This is a genomic window from Salarchaeum sp. III (assembly GCF_036418315.1).
In the GTDB taxonomy this organism is placed as follows: domain Archaea; phylum Halobacteriota; class Halobacteria; order Halobacteriales; family Halobacteriaceae; genus Salarchaeum.
In genome coordinates, this window is sequence record NZ_JAZHPG010000027.1 from 38,663 (window position 1) to 62,000 (window position 23,338).

Here is a 23,338-nt window from a genome sequence, read left to right on the forward strand (position 1 = left end):
CCTATTTGTGGCTCGGCCGCGCACGTCCGACAATGACAGACCTCAGTCTCGACGTGCCGACGCCGCCCGAGGCGGACGACGGCGTCTGGCTCGCGTGCATCGAGTGCGGGAACGCGGTCGCGCCGTTCGACGACGTGGTGTACCGGTGTCCCGACTGCGACAGCCTTCTCGAAGCCAGGTACGACGAGTACCCGGACTGGAGCGAGTTCGAGGGACGCGGCGTCTGGCGGTACAGCGCGGCGCTCCCGTTCGAGTCGGGCGTGAGCATCGAGGAGGGCGACACGCCGCTCTACACGGTACCGGGAATCGAGGACGACCTCGGGCTCGCCGACCTCCGCGTGAAGCACGAGGGATTGAACCCGACGGGGTCGTTCAAGGACCGCGGGATGACACTCGGTGTGAAGGTCGCGGACGAACTCGGCGTCGACCGGCTCGCGTGCGCGTCGACGGGGAACACGTCCGCGGCGCTCGCGTGCTACGGCACCCGCGCCGGCAAACAAGTGCTCGTTCTGCTGCCCGCAGGGAAGGTCGCGGCAGGGAAGGTCGCGCAGGCGAGCCTGCACGGCGCGAAAATCTGCGAAGTCGACGGGAACTTCGACGACTGCCTCGACGTGGTCGCGGAGCTCGCGGACAGGGGCGAGGCGTACCTCCTGAACAGCCTGAATCCGTTCCGCCTGGAGGGCCAGAAGACCATCGGCCTCGAAATCCTCGAACAGTCGAAGGCCGCGACGGGCGAGTACCCGGACCGCATCGCGCTCCCGGTCGGGAACGCGGGGAACACGGCGGCGCTCTACAAGTGCTTCCGCGAACTCGTCGCCGCGGGCGCGATGGACGAGGACGAGATGCCGAAGCTGACGGGCGTGCAGGCCGCGGGCGCGGCGCCGATGGTCGAAGCCGTCGAGAACGACTGGGCGGAGGTTCAGCCGTGGGGCGAGGTGGAGACGCGCGCGACCGCCATCCGCATCGGCAACCCCGTGAACGCGCCGAAAGCGCTCCCGGGGATTCGCGCGACCGGCGGCACCGCGGTCGCCGTCGAGGACGACGAAATCACGGCCGCGCAGCGCGCGCTCGCCGGCGAGGGCGTCGGCGTCGAACCGGCGTCCGCGGCCTCGATTGCGGGCGTGCGGAAACTCCGGGAGGCCGGCGAAATCGACGCGGACGAACAGGTGGTGTGTCTCACCACCGGCCACCTCCTCAAGGACCCGGACGCCGCGGCCGCCGCCGGAAGCGAACCGGTGCCCGTGCCCGCGGACGCGGACGGCGTGCTCGACGCCATCTAGGCGGTATTCTTATTCGGGTGGACGCGGTGGACTCTCCCTAGAGAGGGGGATGCAGGTCACGCCCGAGGTCTGGGTGTCGCTGGTGTCCGCAGCTGCAGCGCTGCTCGTCGCCGGGTACTCGTGGCAGTTGCGGTCGGCACCGGGCGCGCGTGCGCTCACCGCGTTCCTCGTAGCGTCCGCGGTGTGGGCGGCCGGGAACGCGCTGCAGGTCGCGGCGACGACGCTCCCCCAGAAACTGCTCGCGGTGGACGTCCAGTACGTCGGCATCGCCGTCGCGCCGGTCGCGTGGGTGGTGTTCGCCGCGCAGTACGCCGACCGCGACGACTGGCTCACCCCGCGGACGCTCGCGCTGCTCTGCGTCGTGCCGGCGGTGACGCTCCTGCTCGCGTGGACCGGGTTTCGGGGACTCGTACGCACGGACGCCGCGCTCGAAACGGTCGGGGGTGTCGTCACCCTCACCCGCGAGTTCGGCGTCTGGTTCTGGCTCGCGTGGGCGTACTTCGGCGTGACGAACACGCTCGGAACCCTGTTCCTCCTGCAGTCGCTCGTCCAGTCGCCGTCCGCGTTCCGCGGACAGCTCGTCGCCGTACTCGTCGGCGTGAGCGTGCCCGCGGTCGCGCAGGCCGCGTACTTCGCGGGAAGCAGTCCGTTCGAGCCGGAGGCGTTCGTCGGCGTGACGGCGGTCGCGTTCGGGTACGCGCTCTCCCGGCACGCCCTCCTCGACGTGGTGCCGGTCGCGCGGGACACGCTCGTGGACGAACTCGACGACGGCGTTGTCGTCGTGGACGCTCGCGGGCGCGTCGTCGACGTGAACCGCGCGGCGACGCGACTGCTCGACGCCGCGGACGTGGTCGGCGACCCGGTCGAGCGCGTGCTCCCGGACCGCCTCCGCGACGCCGACGCGGACACCCCGGTCGCGGTGGTGGACGCGAACGGCCGGGAGCGCTGGGTGGCCGTCACTCGGAGCGACCTTCCGGACGGCGGCGCGCTCGTTCGGCTGCAGGATGTCACGGAGCTCGAACGCAAGCGCAGGGAGCTCGAACGCGAGAACGGCCGGCTGAACCGGGTGGCTGACACCATCAGTCACGACGTGCGGAGTCCGCTCACGGTCGCGGCCGGGTCGCTTGCACTCGCGCAGGAGACCGGGGACCCGGACGACTTCGAGCGAGCGGAGCGAGCGCTCGACCGCGTGGAGCGCGTGGTGGACAGCACCGTGCGCGCCGCCCGCACCGACCTCGGCGTGCCCGAGCGCGAGCGAGTGGATATCGGGTCGGTGGCGCGGGACGCGTGGGAGACGAGCGAGACCGGGAGCGCGTCGCTCGCCATCGAATCCGCGGGGAGCGTGCTCGCTGACCGCGCGCAGCTGCGGAGTCTACTGGAGAACCTCTTCCGGAACGCGGTCGCGCACGGGGACGCCGAGACGGTTACGGTGCGCGCGACCGATACCGGATTCGTGGTCGCGGACGACGGGACGGGTATCCCGGAGAGCGAGCGCCAACGCGTGTTCGACGACGGGTACACCACGAGCGACGCCGGAACCGGCCTCGGCCTCGCTATCGTGCGGGCTATCGCGGACGCGCACGACTGGACCGTGTCACTCGACAGCGCAGAGACCGGTGGCGCGCGCTTCGCGTTCGAAACGACCGCGGACGGAGAAGACGTGCGAGCGGCCGGGACGCGGACGGAGCGCGCGGGTTAGTCGCTGTTCAGGTCGATTTCCTGAACGGTGATGATGCGGTCGTCGGCGACGAGTTCCTCGCGCACGTCGTCGGGAACGGGGTTGTCGAGGTTGTAGACGGTGAGGGCTTCGCCGCCGATGGTTTCACGGGCGTTGAACATCCCCGCGATGTTGATGTCGCTCTCGCCGAGCACGGTGCCGATGAGGCCGATGACACCGGGTTCGTCGCGGTTACGTGCGACGAGCATGGTGCCGTGGGGGATGGCGTCGACGCGGTAGCCGTCGATGGAGACGAGGCGGGGTTCGTTGCCCGTGAAGAGCGTGCCGGAGACGGAGAGTTCGCGGTCGTCGACGCCGACGGTGACGGTGAGGAGGCTCTGGAAGTCCTCGGTCGTGTGGGTCTTCGATTCGGTCACGTCGATGCCGCGCTCCTCGGCGACCCGGGGGGCGTTGACGGCGTTCACGTTCCACTCCAGGGGTTCGAAGACGCCCTTCTGCGCGCTCGCCGTCACGAGGTCGAGGTCCTCGTCCGCGATGTCGCCCGCGTACGTCACCTCGATGCGGTCGATGCGCTCGCCGAACAGCTGGGCGGCGACCTTGCCGGCGGTCTCGGCGAGGTCGATGTAGGGTTCGATGCGCTCGTACGCGGTCTCGTCGACGCTCGGCGCGTTCAGCGCGTTCAGGACGGGCTGGTCGGCGAGCGCGGCGACGACCTGGTCCGCGGTCGTGGTGGCGACGTGCTCCTGGGCGGCTTCGGTGGAGGCGCCGAGGTGGGGCGTGGTGATGATGTCCTCGGCGTCGAGCAGGGGGGAGTCGTCGGGGAGCGGTTCGTCCTCGAAGACGTCGAGCGCCGCGCCCTTGAGCACGCCGTCCTCGACGGCGTCGGCGAGCGCGTCCTCGTCGACGACGCCGCCGCGCGCGACGTTCACGAGATAGCCGCCCTCGATTTGCGCGAGTTCGTCCTCGCCGAGGAGGTGGTGGGTTTCGTCCGTGAGCGGGACGTGGACGGTGACGAAGTCCGCGGCGTCGAGGCAGTCGTCGAGGTCGACGAGTTCGGCGCCGAGCTGGTTCGCGCGGTCCTCGCCGATGTAGGGGTCGTACGCGACGAGATCCATGCCGACGCCGCCGAGGCGTTTCGCGACCTCCTGGCCGACTCGGCCGAGGCCGACGATGCCGAGGGTTTTGCCGTTGAGTTCCGTGCCGAGGAAGTCGCCTTTCGCCCACTCGCCGTCGGTGAGGCGGGCGTGGGCCTGCGGGATGGAGCGCGCGGTGGCGAACATCATCGCGACGGTGTGTTCGGCGGCGGCGCGGACGTTGCCCTCGGGGGCGTTCGCGACGATGACGCCGTGGTCGGTGGCGGCGTCGATGTCGATGTTGTCCACGCCGATGCCGGCGCGGCCGACGATGCGGAGGTCGGGCGCGTGTTCGAACACCTCGCGGGTGACCTCGGTGCCGGAGCGAACGATGAGTCCGTTCGCGTCGGCGACGGCGTTGAGGAGCGCGTCGCCCTCGACCTCGTACGCTTCGACGACATCGAGGCCGGCGTCGCGCAGTCGTTGGAGGCCGGCGTCCGCGATAGGGTCCGTAACGAGTACCTTCATGTCGTGGTGGAGTCGTCCCATCCGCGTAAAGGTTTCTGCACGTGCATGAATTGTCGACGCCGAACACCACCTATAATATACACGTTTGTGGGTTTTTCGGGCGTTCGGTGGGCGGGGATACCCACGCCCGCGCTACAGCCAGAGGTCGAGGTCAGTCACGTCGTCGTGCTCGCGTTCGAGCGGCGTTTCGAACTCGCGGAGGGAGACCTCGCCCGCGAACACCGTCGCGCGGTCGAGGTGGCCGGCGAGCGCTTGCCCGGACTTCCGGGAGAGCACCGCGTGGGTGTGCGCGAACACGTCGCCGTCGAGCAGTGAGACGTTCCCGACGCACGCCGCGACTTCCAGCGGTTCGTCGAACCGCGCGGAGGTGTATTCGAACTCGTCCTGATCGTAGTACCAGAGTTCGGCGTCCTGCACGGCGCCCATCGCGACGAACCAGCCCGCCTCGACGCCCTCGTCGCGGGCGAGGCCCTCTATCTCCTCGCGCCAATCCGCGCCGTGTTCCATGCGCGCGAGGAACTCGCGGTTCGTGGTGACTTCGCGGTAGTCCATACGGGAGTCGAATCGGGGAGTCGGGAAAAAGGTGCGTTATCGCCACTCCGCGAGCGGCGCTGCGTCCCGTGCATCGATGGTTACCCACGCGTCGTCGCGGGAGACATCCGCGATGACGAGGCGCTCTTCCGGGCCCTCGTCGTCGATTGAGGCCATCACATCAGCGCCGGACGCCGGGACGGCAGTGGCAGAGGTTGCCATGACGTGTGGTACATAGTAACAGCCCTATTTAACCCCGTCGTTCCGACAGCCCCCGCGTTAACGGTTAACAATAGCCGAGAACTGGGAGGGTTTATCGTCGGATTCCAACCATACCGACCCGCACCCTTCAAATCAGTAAGTTTATCACAATCGGGTGGCAATACCTGCCCGGATGACAGACAATGACAACGTCAGCCGGCGTCGCTTCCTGCAAGCGACCGGCGGCGCGGCGACAGCAGCTGCGCTCGCGGGCTGTTCCGGCAGCTCGGACACGACGGAGGACACCACGACTTCGGGTACGACGACCGACGACGGCGACACCGGGAGTTCGGACAAGACGTACCGGATGACGAACTCCACCATCACGACGCTCGACCCCGTCGAGTCCACCGACGAGGCGTCCGCGTATCTCATTCACCAGATGTACGATGCGCTGACCGTCTATCCGAACGCGGACACGACGGCGGAGACGTTCCTCGCGACGGGCTACGAACTCAACGACGACAGCACCGTTCTGACGTTCGAACTCAAGGAGGGTGTCACGTTCCACGACGGTTCGTCGTTCACCGCGTCCGACATGGTGTACTCGTGGGAGCGCCTCGCGGGCTCCGACAGCAGCCGCCGTGCCTCGTTCCTGCTCGACGTGCTCGGCGTCACGCACGAGGAGAACGACGACGGGTCCTACGTCCCCGGGTCGCTCGGCGTCGACGCCGTCGACGAGACCACGTTCAAGGTCGAGCTCAGCCAGCCGTTCTACGCGGCGCTCGAAATGATGGCGTACGATCCCTTCTCGGCCCAGAAGGAGGGGTACGTCGGCGACATCGAAGGCTACGACGGCGAAGTCAGCCAGTCCGAGTACGCGACCGAGAGCCCGATGGGGACCGGTCCGTTCACGCTCGGTAAGTGGACGAAGGGGACCGAAGCGACCCTCGAGCGCTACGACGACTTCCACGGTGAGACCGCGAAGGTCGGTGGCGTCCACTTCCAGATCGTCGAGAAGACGAACGCGCTCTACACGTACGCGACGAAGAACGTCAACGCGGACCACCCGTCCGTGCCCTCGTCGAAGTACGTCCCCGAGAAGGTCACCATCGAGGGCACGGACGAGAAGGGGCACAAGTACGGAACGTACGGACCGCTCGCCAACGGCCTGACCGCGGACTACTACCGGACGGCCGAGCTCGGCACGTACTACTACGCGTTCAACACGGACAAGGTCATCAAGCCTGCGCGGAAGGCGTTCGCGTACGCGTTCAGCGCGAAACAGATGGTGAACACGGTGTTCGGTCGGCCGTACAAGCCGGCGTACTTCTTCTTGCCCCCGGGTCTCTACCCCGGCGGCGCGTCCGCCTACGACGAGGCGGCGCAGGACTTCCCGTACGGCTACGGTGAGAGTCAGGCGGAGGAGTCGCTGCTTCAGGAAGCCCGAAACGTCATGGAGAAAGCCGGGTACAGTCAGGACAACAAGTACGAGTTCACCATGACCACCTACCAGTCCGACACGTGGTCTGAGGAGACGAAGCTCATGCGGGACAAGCTCGCGTCCTGCCACATCAAGATGAACTACGAGTCGGTGCCGTTCAACACGCTCACCGAGCGCGGCCGTAACGGCAACCTCGAGGGATACACGCTCGGCTGGAGCGCGGACTACCCCGGCGGCGACAACTTCCTTCAGTTGCTCGCACCGCAGTACTCGCAGGTCGACCAGGACGACGTTGTCGCGTACACGAACTGGGAAGGCACTGACGCGGCCGAGACGGCCCGCGAAGCCTGGAACACCATCACGAACAACTACGGCCTGACCGAGGAAGCGAAGCAGACGCGTGCCGAGGCCTACCTCGAGATGGAGAAGGCGAACTGGGAGGACGTCGTGTTCGTCAATTGCTTCCACCCCAACGCCGAACACATGTCGTACTCGTGGCTCGACAAGCCTCGCGTCGGCCCGATGGGAACGGCGTCGACGAAGTTCAATCAGGTCACCATCGGCGACCGCGGGCAGTACGAGTAACAAAAGAAACACGACCGGTTTATTTATTTTCCGCGGGTAGCTTCGCATGTATCTGGACGAATAGAAGTCAAAAGCGACAGGCCTAATTACGGCTCACGGGCTACAATACCGCACGCAACATGGAAGTGGTTGGCACGGGGCGGTGGGTACAGTCATGAACAGGCTGGCCTACCTCCTCAAACGAATCCTCCTCTCGATTCCCGTCGTCATCTTCGGGACGTCCCTGACGTTCATCATCCTGTACGCAGGGCCGATCGACCCGGTTTCGGCGATTCTCGGCCGCGGGAACGCGAATGGTCCCGCCGCCGCGGATATTCGACGGAACTTGAACCTGAACGAACCGCTCTGGAGTCGGTACCTCGACTTCATGGCTGACCTCCTGACGTTCAACCTCGGGCAATCGTACGTGTTCTCACCCGCAACACCCGCCTTCGATATCGTCGTCCAGTTCCTCCCCCGGACGATCTGGATGGGCGCGTGGGCGGTGCTCATCCCGCTGTTCATCGGGATACCGCTCGGGTTCTACGCGGGACTCAACCCGAACACGCTCGGCGACTACACCGCCTCGTTCAGCGGAATCGTCTGGCGCGCGATGCCGAACTTCTGGCTCGCGGTCATCATTATGCAGTTCCTGTCCAGTTCGCAGGGCGCGACCGTCGGCATCGCCAACCTCCTCAACAGCCTCCCCGCCGTGAGCGGCATCCAGCCGTTCAACTGGGAGAGCTGGATCGTCCAGACGAAAGTCATCGGCCCGCCCGACCTCAGCCAGCTCCTCGGCCCGAACACGACGCTCGGCCTGCCGATGCCGAACTGGGAGAACCTGCTCGCCGCGACGAAGAAAATCCTCCCGGCGTCCATCGTGCTCGGGTCCGCGAGCATGGGTAACGAGATGCGGATCGGCCGCACCGCGATGCTCGAATCGAAGAACTCGAACTACGTCGAGATGGCGAAGGCGAAGGGCCTGCCGCCGCGCACCATCGTCTGGAAGCACATCTTCCGGAACGCCCTCATCCCCCTGGTGCCCGTCATCACGGCCGAGGCGTTCGTGCTCGTCGGCGGAAGCGTGCTCATCGAGTACGTGTTCGCCATCAACGGCATCGGCTACGTGTTCCTGCAATCGATGATGAACGGCGACATTCCGCTCGCGAGCGCGCTCATGTACGTCTTCATCCTGCTGCTCGTCATCATGAACATCGTTCAAGACATCCTCTACACCATAATCGACCCACGAGTCGGCTTCGAGGGACAATAGCATGGCTGCAACGGACTACTCGGACCAACCGCTGGCAGACCGCATCACGGCGAACCCGCGGCCCGCCGTCCTCTGGGCGGCCGTGTTCGTGGCGCTCATCGCCGTCGAACTCGGCGCTATCGCGGGGTTCGCCATGGCGATTCCGTACGACGTCGTCACGGAACCGCTCCTCGGCGCGCTCCCGAGCGTCGTTTCGGGGCCGCTCGGCGGCGTGCTCGGGGTCGTCGCGGACATCGGCACAGCCGTGAACGGCCTGCCGACGCTGCTCGACCGCGGCCTCGTCCCGAACCAGGGCTACCAGATGCCCGACGGCTCCTGGGAGAGCACGTTCCTCGGATTGTCGCCGGCGTTCGCGTGGGCTCTCCGCCTCACCCTCGTGTACGCGTACGCGTTCCTCGTGCTCTACTGGGTGTGGCGCGGCTACCTCGTGTTCCGCGAGCACTACCGGTACGCGAGCTGGACGCCGACCGACGACATGATCGACCGACTCCGCGGGCACTCGTGGGGAACGTTCGGGCTCGTCATCGTGTTCGCGTTCATCGTGATGGCCATCTTCGCGCCGACTATCAGCCCGACGACGGCGAACGCGAACATCGAGAACCCGTACGGCCACGAGATACAGTACTACGACGAAGCGTCCAGCAGCGTGCAAACGGTTACCGCGGGAACCGCAAACATCGCCTCGAAGTCCTCGGGTGACAGCCAGAACTTCGGTATCGGCTCCTACGACAAGTACGACCGGTTCCATCCGTTCGGGACACTGATATCCGGGAAGGACTTGTTCACGTTCATGGCGTACGGCGCCAGGGTGAGCCTGTTCATCGGCCTGGTCGCCATCGGTATCGCGGGCAGCATCGCGGTGTCGCTCGCGCTGATGTCCGCGTACTACAAGGGCGTGTTCGACCTCGCGACCGTGCTCGTGAGCGACTCGTTCCAGTCGATGCCGCAACTCCTGGTGCTCATCATGCTCAGCGTCGCGCTCGGCGACACGTGGATAGCTGAAATCTATAGCGGCGCGTTCGTGCTCGCGCTCATCTTCGGCGCGTGGGGGTGGACGGGACTCTGGCGTGCGGTGCGCGGCCCCGCCTTCCAGACCGTGGAGAACGAGTGGGTCGACGCCGCCGAGTCGTTCGGCGAGCGCGCGGACGTGCTGATGCGCAAGCACGTCGCGCCCTACATCGTCGGCTACCTCCTCATCTACGCGTCGATGAGCATGGGCGGGTACATGATCGCGACCGCCGGCCTCTCCTACATCGGTATCGGCGTGCAGCCGCCGACGCCCGAGTGGGGGCGCGCGGTCTCGGTCGGCCAGAACTACATCATCTCGGACTCCTGGCACATCTCCGTGCTGCCGGGACTGGCTATCACGACCGTCGTCGTCGGGTTCAACGCGCTCGGCGACGGCATCCGTGACGCCATCGACCCGCAGAGTGAAGGCGCAGGCGCCGACGAGGTCGGCGCGACCGGAGGTGGTGCGTGATGCCGCGCGCACGTCCCGGCACGGACGCGATTCTGTCCGTCGAGGACCTCCACACGGCGTTCTTCACGGAGAAGGAGACGATTCGCGCGGCGGACGGCGTCTCCTTCGACATCGGGTACGGCGAGACCGTCGGTATCGTCGGCGAGTCCGGGAGCGGGAAGTCGGTCACCGCGCGCTCCATCATGGGCCTCGTCGAGAGTCCCGGGAAGATAACGGACGGCCACATCAAGTACCGCGGTATCGACACCGTCCGGCAGTTCGCGGACCGCTACAGCCGCGCCACTGCGGACCGCACCGAGGGCGACACCGTCAGCGACGGCGACTTCGTCGTCGTGGAGGACCGCGACGCCGACGGCACGATCACCGCGGGCTACGTGAACATCGCGAACACGCCCGAGAACGCCCGGCAGCGGCTCCGCGGGAGCGCCATCTCGATGGTGTTCCAGGACCCGCTCACGAGCCTGAACCCCGTCTACACGGTCGGAAACCAGATCAAGGAGGCGCTTCGACTCCATCAGGGCCTGCGCGGCCGGGAGGCGACCCGGGAGGCCATCGAACTCCTCGAAGCCGTCGGGATTCCGGACGCGCCCCGGCGCGTGGACGAGTACCCCCACCAGTTCAGCGGGGGGATGCGCCAGCGCGCGGTCATCGCGACGGCGCTCGCCTGCGACCCCGAACTCCTCATCTGCGACGAACCGACCACGGCGCTCGACGTGACGATTCAGGCGCAGATTCTGGAACTCCTGAAGGAGTTGCAGGAGGAGCGCGACCTCTCCATCATGTTCATCACGCACGACATGGGCGTCGTCGCCGAAATCTGCGACCGCGTGAACGTGATGTACGCGGGCGAACTCGTGGAGCGCGCGAGCGCCGAGGAACTGTTCGGGAACCCGAAGCATCCCTACACGCAGGGATTGCTGGACAGCATTCCCTCGCGGAACACGGGCGGCGACCGCCTCAGCATCATCGAAGGCGACGTCGAGACGCCGAACGAACCCGCGACGTACTGCCGGTTCGCGCCCCGGTGTCCGAAGGCGTTCGACGAGTGCGACCACGTCCACCCCGTCCTCGTGGACGTAAACGACGAGAACGAGGACCACGAGGCCGCCTGCCTGCTCTATCCGGAGGACGAGACACGGGAGGCGGCCGTCGAGCGCCACCGGTCGCACGCTACCGGCGCGGAGGTCGAACGATGAGCACGATAGATTCGAACCCGACGACGGAATCGACCCCCGAAGAGGACACGCTCGTCCGCGTCCGCGACCTGAAGACGTACTACGGCGGCGACGGCGTGTTCGATAACAAGCCCGTGAAGGCCGTGGACGGCGTCTCCTTCGACATCAAGCGCGGGGAGACCCTCGGCCTCGTGGGCGAGTCCGGGTGCGGGAAGACGACGCTCGGCCGCACGCTCATCCGTCTAGAGCAGGCGACCGCGGGCGAGGTGTCGTACAACGGGACGGACGCCACCGCGCTCTCCGGGAAGGCCCTGAAGCAGTGGCGGCGGAACGTCCAGATGGTGTTCCAGGACCCGGACAGCAGCCTGAACGAGCGGATGACCGTCGGCGAAATCGTTCAGGAGCCGCTGGACGTGCACGACTGGCCGTACCTCTCCGTCGCGCTCACGGGCGCCGACGGCCGGGAGGTCGCGGGCGACACCGTGACGGCGTTCGACCGCGACGCGCACGACCGCCCCGACATCACGGTCACCGTCGAGGACGGCGCAACCGCGGTCGACATCCGGGAGGAGATTCCGCTCGAACCCGAGCGCGTCGACGTCACCGTCGAGAGCGACCGGGTGCGGGCTCGCGTGAACACGACGAAGCGCCGGCTTCGGCGGGCGCGCGTCCGCGAACTACTCGATACGGTGGGACTGCAGCCGGAGCACTACTACCGCTACCCCCACCAGTTCTCGGGCGGCCAGAAACAACGCATCGGCATCGCCCGCGCCCTCGCACTCGAACCCGACTTCATCATCCTCGACGAGCCGGTGTCGGCGCTCGACGCGTCCGTACAGGCGAAAATCCTGAACCTCCTCGACGACCTCCAGGACGAGTTCGACCTCACGTACCTGTTCATCGCGCACGACCTCGCGGTCGTCGAGCACATCTGTGACCGCGTCGCCGTGATGTACCTCGGGAACGTGATGGAACTCGGGCCCGCCAACGAGGTGTTCGACGACCCGGCGAACCCGTACACGCACTCGCTGCTATCGGCGATTCCCGAGCCGGACCCGACCGCGGACAAGCAACGCATCACGCTGCGGGGGACGCCGCCGAGTCCGCGCGACCCGCCGAGCGGGTGTGCGTTCAGCACGCGGTGCCCGATGAAGATTCGCCCGGAGAAGTACGAAGACATCGACAACGACGTGTGGGAGGCTATCGAGACGTTCCGCGACGTCCTCCGGCAGCGCGAGAGCCGGGATACGTCCGTGACCCAGCAGGTGTTCGAACTCGCGGGCCTCTCCGACCCCTACGAGGACATCGACGACCTCGTCGACGAGGTGTTCGGCGCCCTCGACATCCCGAGCGAGGTCGAGACCCACATCGGGGCGGCGGTCGAGCAGATTCGGGCGGGCGAGAGCGAGGCGGCGCGCGCGGCGCTCCGCGAGGAGTTCGGGAGCGTCTGCGAGCGCGAACGCCCGGGGAACCACGAGGTGTCGGAGACCGGCCGGCAGAGCCGGTGTCACCGACACCAGAACGACTACGAGGACCCGGCGGAATACCTCGAAACGCACGTACTCGACTAGCATGACTGGGGCACGCCGGCACTGGGTCGGCAAAGCGGCGTACATCGTGACGTACGCAGCCATCGGTACAATCGGCGTGTCAGTCGCGTTGGCGGCCGTGAGCGCGCTGTACGAGGCGGGCGCGTCCGGCGTGAAGTTCGGCCAGTTCGTCGCCGGCTGGCTCCTCCTCGGGTACGCCGCCATCAAACTCCGGCCGACGGCGGCGTGGAAGCGGGAGACGGAGAGCGACGAGGCGACGAGCGCCCGCGTCCAGCAGACCGCCGACCCAGTCGACGAGGACGACGAGCGCAGCGACCGTGAGAAGGCGACGGACGCGGCGAACGTGCTGAACCCGTTCACGGGCGGCGGTCGCCGCAGCCGCGTCGACGCGAACGGGCGCGGGCCGGACGACTTCGGCGAGGAAGAGCGCGGCGGGACAGTCGCCCGACTGGCGGCGCGGCTGCCGCCCGCCTCGCTCGTCCCGCTTCAGCCGGCTGACCGGCCGGGGGTCGGCGTGACCGCCGGCGCGACCGCGCTCTGTCTGCTCGCCGTATCGTTCGTTCTCGAGGTTTCGTTCGGCGTCTAACGGCCAGCGGAACGTTCTTCCGTCCGAATCGCCGACTTCACGGTATGGTCAATCAGGGAGCAGATACGCCGGATAAAGACGAGCTCGCGGAGCGACGCGAGCAGATAACGGATAACCCGGACGCGAAGCGGGACGCGTGGGCGCAGACCCTCGCGGACATGGAGGCGCTCGCGGACGACCTCGAAGCGGAGGGGTGGACGACGGTGACGCTGCGCGCGGGCGACACCGCGACGAAGGGCCTCGACTCGAACGACGACCCCGACGACGAGGACGTGCAGTACGGCATCTTCCACGTCGTTCCGGACAACGACGCGGCGGCGTTCGAGGACGCGTTCCGGGAGGACGGCTTCCCCGTCTACGACGTGTACCGCGCCGAGGTCGACGGTCGCGTGTTCCTCGTGACGGAACTCCGCGACCCCGAAACCGAGACGGCTATCTTCATCGCGGGGAACTTCCTCCGGCACTACGCGCAGCCGCTCGTCGAGGCCGCGGTCGAACAGGGCGGGCTGTACACGCACGTCCAGCGCCTCGATACGACCCACCTCGGGTCGTTCGAGCACGACGGCTACGAGAAGTTCTTCCCGGAGGCGGACCGCGTCGTCGCCGAGAACTGAGGGCGTAGCCTACAAATGGGCGGGCATCGTAGGCCGTCCACATGAACGTCGCTGACGCGATGACACCACGCTCGGAGCTCGTGACGGTCGAGCTTCCGGGTACTCGCGAGGACGTGCTCACGTATCTGCAGGAGCGCGAGTTCTCTTCTGTCCCTGTCGTCAAGGAGACTGACGCGGGCGAACGCTACCGCGGACTCGTCTCGCGGGAGGACCTCATCGAGCAGCCGGACGAGGACCAGCTCGCGCTGCTGATGCAGGACGTGCCGACGACGGCAGCGGACGCGTCGCTCGTGGAGGCCGCGCGCCTGATGGTCGCGGAGGGCGCGCGCCGCGTTCCTGTCGTCAGCGAGGACGGCGAACTCGAGGGGATTGTCACCATCACGGACGTGGTGCGCGCCATCGCGGACGGCGACGTGGACGGCGACAGCGAGGTCGGCGGGCTCGCGCGCCGCGACGTGAACACCGTGTACGCGGGGACGCCGCTCCCCGTGGCCGAGCGCGAAATCGCGTACGCGAACGTGCCGTACGCGGTCGTGCTCGGTGACGACGCGGAGATGGCGGGTATCATCACCGAGGTCGACGTCATCGACGTGGCGCGCGTCGTCGAGGGCGAGGACGACATCGGGGACTCCATCGCCGGACAGGACGACGACTGGATGTGGGAGGGCATCAAGGCGGTCGGGAACCGCTACTTCCCGACGCGGAACGTCGAGATTCCCGGTGAACCCGTTCGGGAGTTCATGACGGCCGACCCCGTGACGGTGTCGAGCACGAAGACCGCGCGGGAGGTCGCGCAGTTGCTGCTCACGCACGACGTGGAACAGCTCCCGCTCGTGAGCGGCGACGACCTCACCGGCATCGTCCGCGACATCGACCTGCTCTCCGCGCTATGAATCTGGACGAGCTCGCCCGCCGCCGTGGGTTCTTCTTCCAGGCGAACGAGGCGTACGGCGGCGTCGCCGGCTTCTACACGTACGGCCCGGAGGGCGCGAGCCTGAAGCGGAACGTCGAGGACGCGTGGCGCGACCGCTTCGTCACCCGCGAGGGGAACATGGAGATAGACGCGCCGACCGTCACGCCCAAACCCGTGTTCGAGGCGTCCGGCCACATCGAGACGTTCGACGACATGCTCGTCGAGTGCCCCGAGTGCGGGGAGAGCCATCGCGCCGACCACCTCATCGAGGACAACACGGGCATCGAGGACGCCGAAAGCCTCCCGATTCCCGAGGTCGAGGGCCTCATCCGCGACCACGACCTCGTCTGTCCGAACTGCAGCACGCCGCTCGCGGGCGAGGACGTGGAGAACTTCAACCTCATGTTCAAGACCCAGATCGGGCCGGGTGACGGCCAGACGGGCTACATGCGCCCGGAGACCGCGCAGGGGATGTTCGTGGAGTTCCCGCGGCTGAAGGAGTACGCGCGCGAACAGTTGCCGTTCGGCGCGGCGCAGGTCGGGACGGGCTACCGGAACGAAATCAGCCCGCGGAACGCCCTTCTCCGGACGCGTGAGTTCACGATGGCGGAGTTGGAGTACTTCTTCGACCCCGAGTCCGACAGTCCCGACCTCGATTCCGTGAGCGACATCTCGCTCACCCTCTACCCCGTCTCGGAGCAGCAGGCAGAGGACGGCGAGTACGTCCAGAAGACGCCGCGTGAGGCCGTCGAGGAGGATATCGTGGGCGACGAGTGGACAGCGTACTGGCTCGGCGTGAGTCAGCGATGGTTCGACCGCGTCGGCGTGGACATGGACCGGTTCCGGTTCCGCCAGCACCTCCCGGGCGAACTCTCGCACTACGCGAGCGACTGCTGGGACGCCGAGTCCGAGGTGGACGGCGACTGGATCGAAATCGAGGGGCTCGCGTCCCGGACGGACTACGACCTCTCGAAGCACGCGAAGCACTCCGGAGAGAACTTCACGGTGTTCAAGCAGTTCGACGAGCCGAAGACCGTCGAGCGCGCGACCGTCGACCCCGACATGTCCTACCTCGGCCCCGAGTTCGGCGGCGCGGCGGGCGACGTGGCGGACGCGCTCGAAGCGAAAGCAGAACGCGACCGCGCGGCGTTCGACGACGACATCGTTGCGGTTGAAGTGGACGGCGAGACGTACGAGGTCCCCGTCGAGAAGACCGGCTTTGCGGTGGAGGAAGTGACGGAGGCCGGTCGGCACATCACGCCGCACGTCGTCGAACCGGCGTTCGGCGTCGGACGCGTCGTCTACACCGTCCTTGCGCACGCCCTCGACACCGACGAAGTCGACGGCGAGGAGCGCGACGTGCTCCGACTCGACCCCGAGGTGGCGCCGACGTTCGTCGGTGTCTTCCCCCTGATGGACAAGGACGGCCTCGGCGAGGAGGCGCGCGACCTCGCGCGAGACCTCCGCGAAGCCGGCTTTTCCGTGACGTACGACGACTCCGGGAACATCGGCCGCCGGTACCGCCGGCAGGACGAGGTCGGCACGCCGTTCTGCGTCACCGTCGACTACGAAAGCCTCGAGGACGGCGACGCGACGCTGCGAGACCGTGACTCGACCGACCAGGCGCGCGTCGACATCGACGACCTCCCCGGCGTGCTCGCCGACCTCCGCGCGGGCCGCGTCGACTTCTCCGACCTGTGAGCGAACTCCCGCGGCGCGCCGTCCACGCGAGCACGTCAGTCGTCCCCCTCGCCTGGCTGCTCGGCGCGCCGTGGGCCTATATTCAAGGATTCCTCGTTCTCGCGTGCGTCGTCGTCGCCGCGGCGGAGGCGCTTCGGCTCGCGGGCGTCATCGACCACTGGCGGGTCTTCTCGAAACTCACGCGGGAGTACGAGCAGGAGAACCCCGCGGGGTACGCGCTCGGCGCGGTGGCGATGGCGCTCGTCGCGCTCGCGTTCGACCCGTTCGTCGCGGTGCCCGCGATGTTCATGCTGACGCTCGGCGACCCCGTCTCTGGAATCCTGTCGAGCGGCGACCTCGGGATGAAGCAGTCGTGGGTGATGCTCGCGACGTTCGGGTTCTGCCTCGCCATCGCCAGCCTGCTCCGCGTTCCGGTGCCCGCTGCCGTCGCGGGCGCGGCGGCCGCAGCGGTGGCGGACGGCGTGAAACCCGTCGTGTTCACGTACGTCGTGGACGACAACTTCTCCATTCCGGTCGCGTCCGCGAGCGCGATGTGGGCGACCATCCACCTCCTGTAGGCCACAAACGGTTTTTCCGGGGCGTCCGAACCCGCGAGTATGACACCAGTCGAGTGGGCAGTCATCGCGATAGTGGCGCTCCTCGTCATCGCGCTCGTCGTAGCGGTACTCGGCCTCGACAGCCTCCTCGAACTCGCGGAACTCGTGGACTAGTTCACTTTCACCCCACCACACGAACGCTTAAACGCGTGAACGGCCAACACCGTGGTGAATGGCCGCCACCGACGCCGACTACGTGAGCCGCCCGCTCCTCTCGGCGGGCGTCATCGAGCGCCGCGACTACCAGGTGGACCTCGCGGAGCGAGCGCTCTCCGGGAACACGCTCGTCTGCCTCCCGACGGGACTGGGGAAGACTGCGGTGAGCCTGCTCGTAACGGCGGAGCGACTGGCGGCGGATAGTGGTGGAAAAGCCCTCCTGCTCGCGCCGACGAAGCCGCTGGTGGAGCAGCACGCGACGTTCTACCGGGAGGCGCTTCAGGTTCCGGACGACGAAATCGTGGTGTTCACGGGCGAGGTTCGCCCGGACGACCGCGCGGAACTCTGGGAGTCGGCCCGGGTGGTCATCGCGACGCCGCAGGTGGTGGAGAACGACCTCGTCGGCGGCCGCGTGAGCTTGCGGGACGTGGTGCACTGCACGTTCGACGAGTGCCACCGCGCGACGGGTGACTACGCGTATACGTACATCGCGGAGCGCTACCTCGCGGACGCCGCGGACCCGCTCGTGACGGGGATGAGCGCGAGCCCGGGCGGGAACGAGGAGGACATCCGGCAGGTGTGTGAGAACCTCGGTATCACGTCGGTAGAGGTGAAGACGGAGGACGACGACGACGTTGCGGCGTTCACGCACGACACGGATGTCGAGTGGGAGCGCATCGACCTCCCGGACGAGATTATCGAGATTCGGGACAAGCTGAACGAGGTTATTCAGGAGCGCCTGGAGGCCTTGAAGGAATTGGGCGTGACGAACACGACGCAGCCGGACGTCTCGCAGAAGGACTTGAATCGGATGCGCGCACAGCTCCAGAAGCTCATCGACAACGACCAGTCGGAGGGCTACGAGGGGATGAGCGCGCACGCGGAGGTGATGAAGCTCCGGCGCGCGGTCGAACTGGTGGAGACGCAGAGCGTCGAATCGGTACGAAGATACTTCGAGCGTCAGCGGAACGCGGCGCGGTCGTCGGGCGCGTCGAAGGCGAGTCAGCGACTGGTGAGCGAGCCGCGGGTGAAGGAGGCGATGCGGCGCGTCGACGAGTACGACGACCTCCACCCGAAGTTCCGCCGGGTGCGGATGTTGCTCGCGGAGACGCTGGGTATCGAGGGCGGCGACCGCGTCATCGTGTTCACGGAATCGCGGGACACGGCGGAGGCGCTCACGGAGTTCCTCGGGAATCACTTCGAGACGGAGCGGTTCGTCGGCCAGGGCGACAAGGACGGCTCGGACGGGATGACGCAGACCGAGCAGAAGGACCGGTTGGACGCGTTCAGCGCGGGCGAGTTCGAGGTGCTCGTGTCGACGAGCGTCGCCGAGGAGGGGTTGGACGTGCCGGAGGTCGACCTCGTGTTGTTCTTCGAACCCGTGCCGACGGCGATTCGGTCCGTTCAGCGGAAGGGCCGGACGGGCCGCCAGGACGAGGGCCGGGTCGTCGTGCTGATGGCGGAGGACACCCGGGACGAGGCGTACTTCTGGATAAGCCGGCGTCGCGAGAAGGAGATGGAGCAGGAGCTCCGCGACCTGAAGGGCGTCGCGGACGAGGTCGAGGACGAACTCGACGACAGCCAGCAGGCGCTCACGGACTTCGACAGCGGGGACGAGACTGCCGGCGCGGACGACGCGAGCGACGAGACGGAGGGTGAAAGCGAGGACAGTGAGGGGCAGGCGGCGTTGGCCGGGTTCGAACCGCCGGACCCCGACGAGCAGGAAGTCGAGCGGAAGGAGACGCCGGACGACCCACACCACGACGACGCGGAGGCGGTCGAGGTGGTGATTGACCAGCGTGAACTCGACTCCCACATCGCCCGCGACCTCTCAAAGCGCGAACAGGTGGAGACGCGGCTGGAAACGCTCGCAGTCGGGGATTACGTGCTCTCGGACCGGGTGGCGGTCGAGCGCAAGAGCATCGAGGACTTCCTCGACACCCTGCTGGGGGGCGACCGCTCGGTGTTCGAGCAGGCGACCGACCTCGTTCGGCACTACGACCGGCCGGTGTACGTCATCGAGGGCGACGACCTCTACGGCGCGCGGAACGTCCACCCGAACGCGATTCGGGGCGCGCTCGCGAGTCTCGCGGTGGACTACGGCATCAGCGTTCTGCGCACGGAGGACGAGGGCGACACCGCGGATTTGCTCGAAACCATCGCGAACCGGGAGCAGCTGGAGCGCGACCGGGAAGTGAGCGCGCACGGCGAGAAATCCGCGAAGACGCTGGACGAACAGCAGGAGTACGTCGTGGAGTCCATCGCGGACATCGGACCCGTGACGGCGCGCTCGCTCCTGGAGCACTTCGGGACGGTGGAGGAAGTGATGACCGCGCGCGAGGAGGACCTCCTGGAGGTGTCGGGCGTCGGCGAAGTCACCGCCGAGCGCGTGCGGGAGGTCGTCGGCGCCGAGTACGAGCCCTAAGGGACGACCGTCACCGCGACCGTGTCGGACTTGATGACGGTCTCGGCGGCGCTCCCGAGGATGGCGCGCTCCACGGCACCGGAGCCGTGGTGGCCCATGACGACGTGGTCGTAGCCGCGCTCGTCGACGAGTGTGAGGATGTCCTCGCCGACGCGCTTCGACGGCCGGAAGTCGAGGTCGAGGTCGAGGCTGACCTCGGGGTCGTCCTCGATTCCCTCGGCGTCGAGGATGTCCTTCGCGCGTTCGATGATTTCGTCCGTCGCGTCGTTCTTCCGGTCCGTGATGTGGACGACGTGCACCGTGCCCTCGTAGCGCCGCGCCATCTCCGCGCCGAAGGAGAGCGCTCGGAAGCTGATGTCGCTGCCGTCCACGGGGACGAGTATCTTCATGGCGGAACGTGAGCGGAGAAGAAGGTTAAGTGTTGGTGGCCTACCCGCGCGGCAGAGCCGCGCGGGAAGACGCTGAACGCCGTGGGCGTGAAGTCCGTTCCGACGGCTTCGCCGTCGGAGAGAATCGAGCGGCAACGCCGCGAGATACCCGCGCGGCAGAGCCGCGCGGGAAGACGCTGAACGCCGTGGGCGTTGGGTTCGGCGGACGGATTATCGGTCGAGTGCGTCGAGTGTGTCGGCGGCCTCGTGTGCGGCTTCGAGGAAGTCCTTGGCGCGGCGGGGGTCGTCGGTCTCGCTGGCGCGGCGGGCGAGCGTTTCGACGGAGTCGGTGAGGGCGGCGCGAGCGTCATCGAGGGTGGCGGTGTCGGTCGAGGAGGACGCGGGTGTGGGTTCGTCGGCCGAGGCGGTCTGTTCTGCGGTGTCGCTCTTCGTTGCCGGGGCGGGTGCGCGCACAGACTGGGTGGTGGTCGCCGTGTCCTCGGCGGTCTCGGAGTCGGGCGTGGATGCTGTGGCGTCCGCCGTCGCGGGTTCGTCGCCGGTTCCGTCGGCGGGTTCGGACTGGTTGTCTTCGGCTCGGCAGGTCGGGCAGAACTCCTCGTCGTTCTGTCGGAATATCGGGCTGCCGCAGCGGTCGCAGTGTTTGTTCGTCATCGTCGCGCCCTGCAGGAGGAGGTCGCTCATCCGTCCGGTGACCTCGCGGTCCTGCTGGTCCCGCGCGTACTTCTCGCGGAGTTGTCGTTTCTCTTCCTCGCGGTCGAACTCGTCGCTCATGAGAGAGTAGAGGAGGTCTGGGGACTTCTTCGCTGTGGTTAGAAGAGCTTCTCCGCCCACTTCACGGCGTAGTCGGGGCCGTGGTCGCGGTACGCGAGCGTGTCGAGCGCGCCGAACGGCGTCGGCACGTCGAGGTCGTGCTTGACGGCGCCGCACGCGAGTTCGGCCGCGTCGGCGAAGTCGGTGGTGCCGCGCGCGACCTCGCTGGGGAGGTCGTCCAGGCGGGGTTGGAGGCGGTCGCCGGCGTCCCGCCACGCGTCGTGGAGGTACTCCCGGTCGTCCGCCCAGGACTCGAAGACATCGCGGGTGTGGAGGCCGCGGTAGGCGTCGTAGGCGGCGAGCGCGACCTGGTACGTGGTGGTCGGGTCGGCGTCCACGGCGCTGGCGAAGTCCGGGTAGGCGTCCTCGAAGAATCCGAGGAAATGTTCGGGGAGGTCGCGGCCGAGTTCGACGAGCGCCTCCGCGACGAGGAAGTCCACGAAGTCGTCGGGTGCGCCCTCGACGCGGGGTTTCACGATGACGAACGCCGGGTCGGTCTGGCGGGTCCACGCGACGCTCCCGTCGCCGGGCATCCCGATGACGAGGTCGCCCGACGTGAGTCTGCGGAGCAGCTGGGGGCTGTCGTCGGGGAGCCAGTCGGAGTCGTACGCGGTCGGGGTGAGCGCGTCCGCGCGGGTGGCGAGGTCGTCGAGCGCGTGCCCGGGCAGGGTCTCGAAGTCACTGGTGGCGTCGAGGACGACGGCTCCGGGGGCGTGGTCGTCGCGGATGCTCGCTACGTCGGCGGGGAGGTCGCGCGCCTCGAACACGCTACGCGAGCGCGATCTGGGCGGCGATGACGAGTGAGAGCGCGGCCGACGCGCCGACGGTGCCGAGGACGAACTTCGTCGCTTTGCTCATACCCGTTCAGGGGGCCGCGTCCCACTTAAATCAGGTCGTTTGGTTCGTGGCTCGCGCGCCGATTTCGCGCCACTTCCCGGAGCGGAACCGGACGAAGTTGACGGCGGCGCGCGTGTACATGTCCGCGACGATGGCGGCGTAGATGGCGGGAAGCGCCCAGCCGAGGCCGGGGGTGAGCGTGACGCCGAACAGGGGGACGGTGACGGCGAACGTCGCGGGGAGCGCGGCGAACGCGATGGGGAGGCGGACCACGTACGTGCTGAGCAGGCCGCCGTAGAACGGCCACGAGGTGTCGCCCGCGCCGCGGAGGCCGCCGCGGAGGGTGCGGGAGACGCTGAACGCGGCGACGCCGAGGCCGAACACGCGGATGAAGGTGACGGTGAGTTCGAGGTCGGCGGCGTCGAACGCGGCGGCGAGGGGGCGCGCGGCGACGAAGATGCCGGCGGCGATGACGAGCTGGGTGGCGAGCGCGATACGGAGGGTCTGCCAGCCGTACTCGGCGGCTTCGTCGCCGTCACCCGCGCCGATAGCCTGGCCGACGAGCGTCGACGATGCCGTGGAGTACCCCCACGCGGGCATCAGTGCGAGCAGCATGATTCGGCGGCCGATGGCGTACGCGGCGACGACCTCGCTGCCGAGCACGGCGAGCACGAACAGGAACGGGAAGCGTCCGAACGTGCGGGAGAGCCGGGTGCCGGCGAGCGGGACGGCGACGCGGACGATTTCGGTCGCGATGCTCCAGTCCCATTGCTTCCCGCCGAGGTGGAGTTGAACGCTGTACTTCCCAGAAACGAGGAGGGCGAAGAAGATGGCGGCGGCGAGCGCGTTCGCGACGGCGGTTCCGATGGCGGCGCCGGCGACGCCGAGCGCGGGAAACCCGAGGAGGCCGAAGATGAGGACGGCGTTGACGACGACGTTCGTCGGGAGGGTGAGCAGCCGGACGTACATCGGGGTGCGGGTGTCGCCCGCGCCGGCGAGCGCGCGGGACGCAATCATCCCCCAGAACCGGAAGGCGACTGAGAGCATCACGATCTTGAGGTATACCGCGCCTTCCCTGATGGCGACGGGGTCGTTCGTCAGGAGGTCGATAAGTGGCTCCGCGTACACCCACGTCGCGAGGGTGATGGGGACGGAGAGGAGGAGGGAGAGCCAGAGCGACTGCTTGATTGCGAAGTCGGCCTCGCGGTGGCGGTCGGCGCCCTTCAGTCGGGAGACGACGCTGATGGTGCCCGAGGTGAGCGCGAGCGCGAGGCCGAACGGGATGAAGTAGTACTGGAACCCGAACTCGAGCGCGGCGACCGCGCTCCCGGCGCCGCCGACGGCGACGCTCACCATGAAGAAATCCGCGGTCCGCAGGAGCGTGCGCAGGCCGCCCGTAACCATCGCGGGGACGGCGAGGTCGAACGCCTCCTCGCCCTTCTCGCGGTCGAGGAATCCGATTCGCGCGAGGAAGGCGGGGAAGGCGTAGATGATGGCGGTGAGGCGGCGGAACGCGGCGCGTAACACGGCGGGA

General features: G+C 67.7%; 21 protein-coding genes. 13 read left to right on the forward strand and 8 right to left on the reverse strand.

Annotated features, from left to right (window positions below):
- The first annotated feature begins 32 nt into the window (after positions 1 to 32).
- Both thrC and U3A55_RS10855 read left to right on the forward strand, forming a co-directional pair.
- The gene (thrC, locus tag U3A55_RS10850) at positions 33 to 1,280 is read left to right on the forward strand and encodes a threonine synthase (protein WP_330991523.1); all 1,248 of its coding nucleotides are present in this window, start codon (positions 33 to 35) and stop codon (positions 1,278 to 1,280) included.
- A 49-nt stretch (positions 1,281 to 1,329) separates the two neighbouring features.
- On the forward strand, positions 1,330 to 2,979 hold the full coding sequence (locus tag U3A55_RS10855) for a histidine kinase N-terminal 7TM domain-containing protein (RefSeq protein WP_330991524.1): 1,650 nt from the start codon (positions 1,330 to 1,332) through the stop codon (positions 2,977 to 2,979).
- Here U3A55_RS10855 and serA read toward each other — a convergent pair.
- From serA to U3A55_RS10870, 3 genes are all read right to left on the reverse strand, one after another.
- Positions 2,976 to 4,559: a phosphoglycerate dehydrogenase gene (serA, locus tag U3A55_RS10860; RefSeq protein WP_330991525.1), complete on the reverse strand. Its 1,584-nt coding sequence runs from the start codon at positions 4,557 to 4,559 to the stop codon at positions 2,976 to 2,978. The genes U3A55_RS10855 and serA overlap by 4 nt on opposite strands.
- 132 nt (positions 4,560 to 4,691) lie before the next feature.
- Positions 4,692 to 5,111 carry a PPC domain-containing DNA-binding protein gene (locus tag U3A55_RS10865; protein WP_330991526.1) on the reverse strand — a complete coding sequence of 140 codons (420 nt, stop codon included), beginning with the start codon at positions 5,109 to 5,111 and terminating at the stop codon, positions 4,692 to 4,694.
- Positions 5,112 to 5,147: 36 nt separating this feature from the next.
- On the reverse strand, positions 5,148 to 5,312 hold the full coding sequence (locus U3A55_RS10870) for a DUF7556 family protein (protein WP_330991527.1): 165 nt from the start codon (positions 5,310 to 5,312) through the stop codon (positions 5,148 to 5,150).
- Between the two features lie 172 nt (positions 5,313 to 5,484).
- Between U3A55_RS10870 and U3A55_RS10875 the strand changes: the two genes are divergently transcribed.
- From U3A55_RS10875 to U3A55_RS10925, 11 genes are all read left to right on the forward strand, one after another.
- The gene (locus U3A55_RS10875) at positions 5,485 to 7,320 is read left to right on the forward strand and encodes an ABC transporter substrate-binding protein (RefSeq protein WP_330991528.1); all 1,836 of its coding nucleotides are present in this window, start codon (positions 5,485 to 5,487) and stop codon (positions 7,318 to 7,320) included.
- 154 nt (positions 7,321 to 7,474) lie between these two features.
- Positions 7,475 to 8,572: an ABC transporter permease gene (locus U3A55_RS10880; protein ID WP_330991529.1), complete on the forward strand. Its 1,098-nt coding sequence runs from the start codon at positions 7,475 to 7,477 to the stop codon at positions 8,570 to 8,572.
- A 1-nt stretch (position 8,573) separates the two neighbouring features.
- Positions 8,574 to 10,052: an ABC transporter permease gene (locus U3A55_RS10885; RefSeq protein WP_330991530.1), complete on the forward strand. Its 1,479-nt coding sequence runs from the start codon at positions 8,574 to 8,576 to the stop codon at positions 10,050 to 10,052.
- On the forward strand, positions 10,052 to 11,248 hold the full coding sequence (locus U3A55_RS10890) for an ABC transporter ATP-binding protein (RefSeq protein WP_330991531.1): 1,197 nt from the start codon (positions 10,052 to 10,054) through the stop codon (positions 11,246 to 11,248). Before U3A55_RS10885 ends, U3A55_RS10890 begins: the two co-directional genes overlap by 1 nt.
- Positions 11,245 to 12,798: an ABC transporter ATP-binding protein gene (locus tag U3A55_RS10895; RefSeq protein ID WP_330991532.1), complete on the forward strand. Its 1,554-nt coding sequence runs from the start codon at positions 11,245 to 11,247 to the stop codon at positions 12,796 to 12,798. The genes U3A55_RS10890 and U3A55_RS10895 overlap by 4 nt, the downstream gene beginning before the upstream one ends.
- Position 12,799: 1 nt before the next feature.
- The gene (locus U3A55_RS10900; protein WP_330991533.1) at positions 12,800 to 13,363 is read left to right on the forward strand and encodes a DUF7555 family protein; all 564 of its coding nucleotides are present in this window, start codon (positions 12,800 to 12,802) and stop codon (positions 13,361 to 13,363) included.
- 44 nt (positions 13,364 to 13,407) lie between these two features.
- Entirely contained in the window at positions 13,408 to 13,977 is a 570-nt protein-coding gene (locus U3A55_RS10905) for a DUF7529 family protein (RefSeq protein WP_330991534.1), read from the forward strand.
- 41 nt (positions 13,978 to 14,018) lie between these two features.
- The gene (locus U3A55_RS10910; RefSeq protein ID WP_330991535.1) at positions 14,019 to 14,870 is read left to right on the forward strand and encodes a CBS domain-containing protein; all 852 of its coding nucleotides are present in this window, start codon (positions 14,019 to 14,021) and stop codon (positions 14,868 to 14,870) included.
- Positions 14,867 to 16,591: a glycine--tRNA ligase gene (glyS, locus tag U3A55_RS10915; protein ID WP_330991536.1), complete on the forward strand. Its 1,725-nt coding sequence runs from the start codon at positions 14,867 to 14,869 to the stop codon at positions 16,589 to 16,591. The genes U3A55_RS10910 and glyS overlap by 4 nt, the downstream gene beginning before the upstream one ends.
- A complete protein-coding gene (locus U3A55_RS10920; RefSeq protein WP_330991537.1) occupies positions 16,588 to 17,148 on the forward strand; it encodes a dolichol kinase in 561 nt (186 codons plus the stop codon). The genes glyS and U3A55_RS10920 overlap by 4 nt, the downstream gene beginning before the upstream one ends.
- 211 nt (positions 17,149 to 17,359) lie before the next feature.
- Positions 17,360 to 19,768 carry a DEAD/DEAH box helicase gene (locus tag U3A55_RS10925; RefSeq protein WP_330991538.1) on the forward strand — a complete coding sequence of 803 codons (2,409 nt, stop codon included), beginning with the start codon at positions 17,360 to 17,362 and terminating at the stop codon, positions 19,766 to 19,768.
- On the opposite strand, the gene U3A55_RS10930 is transcribed toward U3A55_RS10925, so the two are convergent.
- The 5 genes from U3A55_RS10930 to U3A55_RS10945 form a co-directional block, all read right to left on the reverse strand.
- A complete protein-coding gene (locus U3A55_RS10930; protein ID WP_330991539.1) occupies positions 19,765 to 20,157 on the reverse strand; it encodes a universal stress protein in 393 nt (130 codons plus the stop codon). The genes U3A55_RS10925 and U3A55_RS10930 overlap by 4 nt on opposite strands.
- A 210-nt stretch (positions 20,158 to 20,367) precedes the next feature.
- On the reverse strand, positions 20,368 to 20,928 hold the full coding sequence (locus U3A55_RS10935) for an Sjogren's syndrome/scleroderma autoantigen 1 family protein (protein WP_330991540.1): 561 nt from the start codon (positions 20,926 to 20,928) through the stop codon (positions 20,368 to 20,370).
- 38 nt (positions 20,929 to 20,966) lie between these two features.
- Positions 20,967 to 21,734 (reverse strand): DUF7089 family protein, encoded by a 768-nt coding sequence (locus tag U3A55_RS10940; RefSeq protein WP_330991541.1) that lies wholly within the window; start codon positions 21,732 to 21,734, stop codon positions 20,967 to 20,969.
- 1 nt (position 21,735) lies between these two features.
- A complete protein-coding gene (locus tag U3A55_RS15280) occupies positions 21,736 to 21,825 on the reverse strand; it encodes a hypothetical protein (RefSeq protein ID WP_424524774.1) in 90 nt (29 codons plus the stop codon).
- Positions 21,826 to 21,855: 30 nt separating this feature from the next.
- A complete protein-coding gene (locus tag U3A55_RS10945) occupies positions 21,856 to 23,331 on the reverse strand; it encodes an MATE family efflux transporter (protein ID WP_330991542.1) in 1,476 nt (491 codons plus the stop codon).
- Between the last annotated feature and the right edge of the window lie 7 nt (positions 23,332 to 23,338).

Bases quoted from the DNA above. Each gene is read 5' to 3' on its own strand.
- U3A55_RS10925 (WP_330991538.1), top strand. From the start codon at position 17,360: ATGGCCGCCACCGACGCCGACTACGTGAGCCGCCCGCTCCTCTCGGCG.
- serA (WP_330991525.1), bottom strand. From the start codon at position 4,559: ATGAAGGTACTCGTTACGGACCCTATCGCGGACGCCGGCCTCCAACGA.
- U3A55_RS10895 (WP_330991532.1), top strand. From the start codon at position 11,245: ATGAGCACGATAGATTCGAACCCGACGACGGAATCGACCCCCGAAGAG.
- U3A55_RS10870 (WP_330991527.1), bottom strand. From the start codon at position 5,312: ATGGCAACCTCTGCCACTGCCGTCCCGGCGTCCGGCGCTGATGTGATG.
- U3A55_RS10885 (WP_330991530.1), top strand. From the start codon at position 8,574: ATGGCTGCAACGGACTACTCGGACCAACCGCTGGCAGACCGCATCACG.
- glyS (WP_330991536.1), top strand. From the start codon at position 14,867: ATGAATCTGGACGAGCTCGCCCGCCGCCGTGGGTTCTTCTTCCAGGCG.
- U3A55_RS15280 (WP_424524774.1), bottom strand. From the start codon at position 21,825: ATGAGCAAAGCGACGAAGTTCGTCCTCGGCACCGTCGGCGCGTCGGCC.
- thrC (WP_330991523.1), top strand. From the start codon at position 33: ATGACAGACCTCAGTCTCGACGTGCCGACGCCGCCCGAGGCGGACGAC.
- U3A55_RS10875 (WP_330991528.1), top strand. From the start codon at position 5,485: ATGACAGACAATGACAACGTCAGCCGGCGTCGCTTCCTGCAAGCGACC.
- U3A55_RS10905 (WP_330991534.1), top strand. From the start codon at position 13,408: ATGGTCAATCAGGGAGCAGATACGCCGGATAAAGACGAGCTCGCGGAG.
- U3A55_RS10855 (WP_330991524.1), top strand. From the start codon at position 1,330: ATGCAGGTCACGCCCGAGGTCTGGGTGTCGCTGGTGTCCGCAGCTGCA.
- U3A55_RS10900 (WP_330991533.1), top strand. From the start codon at position 12,800: ATGACTGGGGCACGCCGGCACTGGGTCGGCAAAGCGGCGTACATCGTG.
- U3A55_RS10935 (WP_330991540.1), bottom strand. From the start codon at position 20,928: ATGAGCGACGAGTTCGACCGCGAGGAAGAGAAACGACAACTCCGCGAG.
- U3A55_RS10865 (WP_330991526.1), bottom strand. From the start codon at position 5,111: ATGGACTACCGCGAAGTCACCACGAACCGCGAGTTCCTCGCGCGCATG.
- U3A55_RS10880 (WP_330991529.1), top strand. From the start codon at position 7,475: ATGAACAGGCTGGCCTACCTCCTCAAACGAATCCTCCTCTCGATTCCC.
- U3A55_RS10890 (WP_330991531.1), top strand. From the start codon at position 10,052: ATGCCGCGCGCACGTCCCGGCACGGACGCGATTCTGTCCGTCGAGGAC.
- U3A55_RS10910 (WP_330991535.1), top strand. From the start codon at position 14,019: ATGAACGTCGCTGACGCGATGACACCACGCTCGGAGCTCGTGACGGTC.
- U3A55_RS10930 (WP_330991539.1), bottom strand. From the start codon at position 20,157: ATGAAGATACTCGTCCCCGTGGACGGCAGCGACATCAGCTTCCGAGCG.